Consider the following 3,500-nt stretch of genomic DNA (forward strand, 5'->3'; position numbering starts at 1 on the left):
ATTGTATGGATACATTATTTAACAAGTTAGAGTATCGAACAATCGACAAATCTCTGAAAACCAGAGAAAAATGGATGGCTAAATCGATTAATATTGGTGATCAAATCAGTCAATTGATTGGTGTATTCTATCCAAGTCGTATTGATTCATACGTCAAGACAGTTCGTAGTCAAAAGTTTTATGGTAGATATATGGATGATTTCTATATTATTAGCCAATCCAAAGAAGAACTTCAAGATATTCTTGGAGAGATTGAGAAGATTGCTAATGATTTAGGCATATTCATTAACCATAAGAAAACGGCTATTGTTAAATTATCTCAGCCATTCACATATTTACAATTGAGATATTATGTAACATCGACCGGTCATATCACACGTAAACTTGGTAAGAAACGTGTACATTCTATGCGAGTTAAACTTAAAAAGATGAGCCAACAAGAGGAAACAAAATTTGATGACGCTGTCACAATGTTCCGAAGTTGGATGGGATCGTTCTATAAATTATTACCTGACAACACTCGAAAAGAAATACTCGCATATTTCGAAAATCTTTACGATTGTAAAATTACGATTCGTAAAGTAAAACATAAATACAAAATGTTCTTCTCGCAAAACTAACAACGCATATAATGAAAGATGAAGAGATCTGGGTTCGAATCCCAGCTAGTGGTGCAAAGGTAGCACACTTCTCTTTTATTATTTCGTTAAGGAGGATAGTTATGTGAAGTATGAACCAGCAGTTTGTTTCACGAAGAAACAAGTAGCAGAGCGCAAACGATGGCTTAGGAATTATCTCGAAAATGTTTGGGAACCTGAGGAAGAGCCTCGTGTTGCATTTGATGCTCGTCTTGTCGAACTCATACAAATGAAGGGACGAGTAACAAAGAAAATTATGGAAAGGAGGACTTGGAGTAATGAAGGGACCCGAAGCAGAAAGAATCATCAACGAGCAAGTGAAAAAGTGTCTGGATATTCTAGTTGTTAAAGCAGGAGAATATGCACCTGGAGACGAAGATAGACTTCACAACTTTAAAGTTAGTGCAGGACTTCACGGATCCACCATGCAAGCAGCTCTTGCTGGCATGATGGCAAAACACACAACGTCCGTATACGACATGTGTCATTCGGATAAGATCTTCTCGCAAGAGAAATGGGATGAAAAGATCACTGATCACATCAACTATTTGCTGCTATTACAATGCGTTGTTCATGAACAAAGAAAGGAGTTAACCAATGAGTGTAAAACAAATATTGAATAGGGCTGGCAAGACTCTGTCTAAGAACAGTCCGACAATACTTACCGGTATAGCAATAGCTGGCACATTTACGACCGCAGTTCTGGCGGTTAAAGCTACTCCTAGGGCCCTACAGCTGTTGGAGGACGAAGAAGCGCGACTGGACGATGATCTGACTGTTAAGGATAAGATCCGTGTCTGCTGGAAGTTATATTTACCTGCAGCAGGTGTTGGATTAGCAACAGCTGGATGTATTGTCGCAGCAAATACAGTTAATTTGCGTCGTAACGCTGCTCTTGCAGGTTTATATTCCATTACAGAAACAGCCTTCAAAGAGTATCAGAACAAAGTCGTTGAGACTATTGGCTCTAACAAAGAGCGCAAAGTTCGTGATGAAGTTAATCAAGATCGACTTGATCGCAATCCGTCTGGTGCGAATCAGATCTTTATCACAGGTAAAGGTAAGGTTCTTTGCTACGATAAATTGTGTGATCGATATTTTGAATCCGATCACGAAACGATTCGTAAAGCTGTTAATGACATCAATCTTGAATTGAGAGATTCGATGTTCGTTGAGCTGAACGATTTATATTATGCAATAGGACTTGCTCCTTCAGGTCTTGGCTCAAAAGTCGGCTGGGAGATTGATCATGGATACTGCGAAGCCAAGTTTTCTACTGGCTTAAATGAGAACAACGAACCTTGCCTTGTAATGGATTTTGACGTATATCCCAAATTCGCTTAGGGTCGCTTACTTTTCTCATGCTATAAGATTTCTTAAACATTAGCGCGTAAAACAACGCGTATAATGAAACATTTGAAAGGAGAAGAAGGAACATGCGACTAAGTAAAGAAGCGAAGAAACGAATTATTGAGGAACGAGACTTAACATTCACGAAGATGAGTCAAGAAGGAATATCCGATGAGGATTGGACTCTCTATAAGAAACAGTATGATGGATATTGCGAGATGCTGAAAAGCAATTTTAAGATATCACCTGATACACTGTTGGTTGTAGGAGGCAATCTGCTTGGAATCCTACTGATACTCAACTTCGAGAAGGCTGAGATCGTAACTAGTAAAGCATTAAACTTTGTGTTAAAAGGAAGGGTCTAATGACCCTTCTTCTTTTTATTTTAGGAAAGGAGGAGATTCCATTGACAAATAAGTACACTAGCACGTTTACCAAGGCAACAATGTGTGTCGTTTATATTTTGTTTATCTTGGGAGCGATCATTGGTGGAGTTCTGGTCGTTTGCTCGGCTGTTTGGGATACAAAACTCGGTCTGCAAATTGACACGGGAATGTTTATTGCGTATGCAGCATATTTGGGTACACCAACAGCTGTTGCAATAGGCTTCTATGCCTGGAAAAGTAAGGCTGAAAATCTCTTGAAGATCAAGGCCGGCAATGAAGGAAAAGAACACGATCCACTGATGGATACATTAGCTAATATGGGAGGAAATATTTAATGGACATTTTACGTTTTATCGGTACATACTGGCACGACATCTTAGTCGTCCTTATTCTTTTGGTAAGCTTTGGGTTTGCCATTAAGAAATGGTGGCCAAACTGGCAGGCTATGTCCAGTGCAGAGAAGGTTGCATATGTTTCACGACTATTGCAGAATCTAATTCCTATTGCACTTGGACTAGTTACTGATGCTGAAGCGCAGTACGGTGGTGGCACCGGCAAGATCAAACGGGCTTATGTAATTGACGAGTTATATTCTCGAATACCTGATGAGTTTAAGCCGTACGTCACCGAACAGAATCTGGATGCTATACTTACTAAAGCTCTGGATGAAGCCAAGGTTCTCTGGGAAGAGAATACACAAATTAAAGCACTTATAAAAGGAGAATATTGACATGAAAAAGAAACCTACAATTCGCAAGCCTATCAAAACTCCGGTAGCGGTTACATACAACCGGAAGAAGGATTATATTTCCTACGATAAGACCATTAACGACCAGTTCGTTAAGCCGGAGATTGCTAAGGCTATCAAGAAGGCTTTGCCTGCTAAGATTGTACGGACGAAGACATATCCGATCACAATCATCATGCCGACATCTGGCAAGAAGAACGAATATATCGTCTCTGTAATTTAACTCGCGGCCATAACACAGCTTATAATGAAAACTATATTCTGAAAGGAGCTTGTGTTATGAGTAAAATATCTGACATGATCGTTAGTGCAATATTGAAGAGAGGTATTCTTGGAGAATTTAAGAACTTTGAAACAGAGGTCGAGATTCCACAAGAA

7 protein-coding genes are annotated in these 3,500 nt (G+C 39.4%); all 7 read left to right on the forward strand.

What is annotated here, in order from left to right:
* Positions 1–620 (forward strand): RNA-directed DNA polymerase (locus PHO71_RS25715; protein ID WP_300209032.1); only part of this gene is annotated, 620 nt, incomplete at its 5' end.
* A gap of 296 nt (positions 621–916) precedes the next feature.
* Positions 917–1,261 (forward strand): hypothetical protein, encoded by a 345-nt coding sequence (locus tag PHO71_RS25720; protein ID WP_300209033.1) that lies wholly within the window; start codon positions 917–919, stop codon positions 1,259–1,261.
* Positions 1,236–1,982 (forward strand): DUF6353 family protein, encoded by a 747-nt coding sequence (locus PHO71_RS25725; protein WP_300209034.1) that lies wholly within the window; start codon positions 1,236–1,238, stop codon positions 1,980–1,982. The genes PHO71_RS25720 and PHO71_RS25725 overlap by 26 nt, the downstream gene beginning before the upstream one ends.
* A gap of 92 nt (positions 1,983–2,074) precedes the next feature.
* On the forward strand, positions 2,075–2,353 hold the full coding sequence (locus PHO71_RS25730) for a hypothetical protein (protein ID WP_300209035.1): 279 nt from the start codon (positions 2,075–2,077) through the stop codon (positions 2,351–2,353).
* A complete protein-coding gene (locus tag PHO71_RS25735) occupies positions 2,353–2,709 on the forward strand; it encodes a hypothetical protein (protein WP_300209036.1) in 357 nt (118 codons plus the stop codon). Before PHO71_RS25730 ends, PHO71_RS25735 begins: the two co-directional genes overlap by 1 nt.
* Complete coding sequence (locus PHO71_RS25740; RefSeq protein ID WP_300209037.1) at positions 2,709–3,104, forward strand: hypothetical protein; 396 nt, start codon at positions 2,709–2,711, stop codon at positions 3,102–3,104. Before PHO71_RS25735 ends, PHO71_RS25740 begins: the two co-directional genes overlap by 1 nt.
* A gap of 1 nt (position 3,105) precedes the next feature.
* Complete coding sequence (locus tag PHO71_RS25745) at positions 3,106–3,345, forward strand: hypothetical protein (RefSeq protein WP_300209038.1); 240 nt, start codon at positions 3,106–3,108, stop codon at positions 3,343–3,345.
* Positions 3,346–3,500 lie beyond the last annotated feature (155 nt).

It is taken from the genome of Bacteroides sp. (assembly GCF_028690125.1).
In the GTDB taxonomy this organism is placed as follows: Bacteria; Bacteroidota; Bacteroidia; order Bacteroidales; family Bacteroidaceae; genus Bacteroides.

Coding starts and splice junctions, on each gene's coding strand:
- PHO71_RS25740 (WP_300209037.1), top strand. CDS start 2,709: ATGGACATTTTACGTTTTATCGGTACATACTGGCACGACATCTTAGTC.
- PHO71_RS25735 (WP_300209036.1), top strand. CDS start 2,353: ATGACCCTTCTTCTTTTTATTTTAGGAAAGGAGGAGATTCCATTGACA.
- PHO71_RS25745 (WP_300209038.1), top strand. CDS start 3,106: ATGAAAAAGAAACCTACAATTCGCAAGCCTATCAAAACTCCGGTAGCG.
- PHO71_RS25725 (WP_300209034.1), top strand. CDS start 1,236: ATGAGTGTAAAACAAATATTGAATAGGGCTGGCAAGACTCTGTCTAAG.
- PHO71_RS25730 (WP_300209035.1), top strand. CDS start 2,075: ATGCGACTAAGTAAAGAAGCGAAGAAACGAATTATTGAGGAACGAGAC.
- PHO71_RS25720 (WP_300209033.1), top strand. CDS start 917: ATGAAGGGACCCGAAGCAGAAAGAATCATCAACGAGCAAGTGAAAAAG.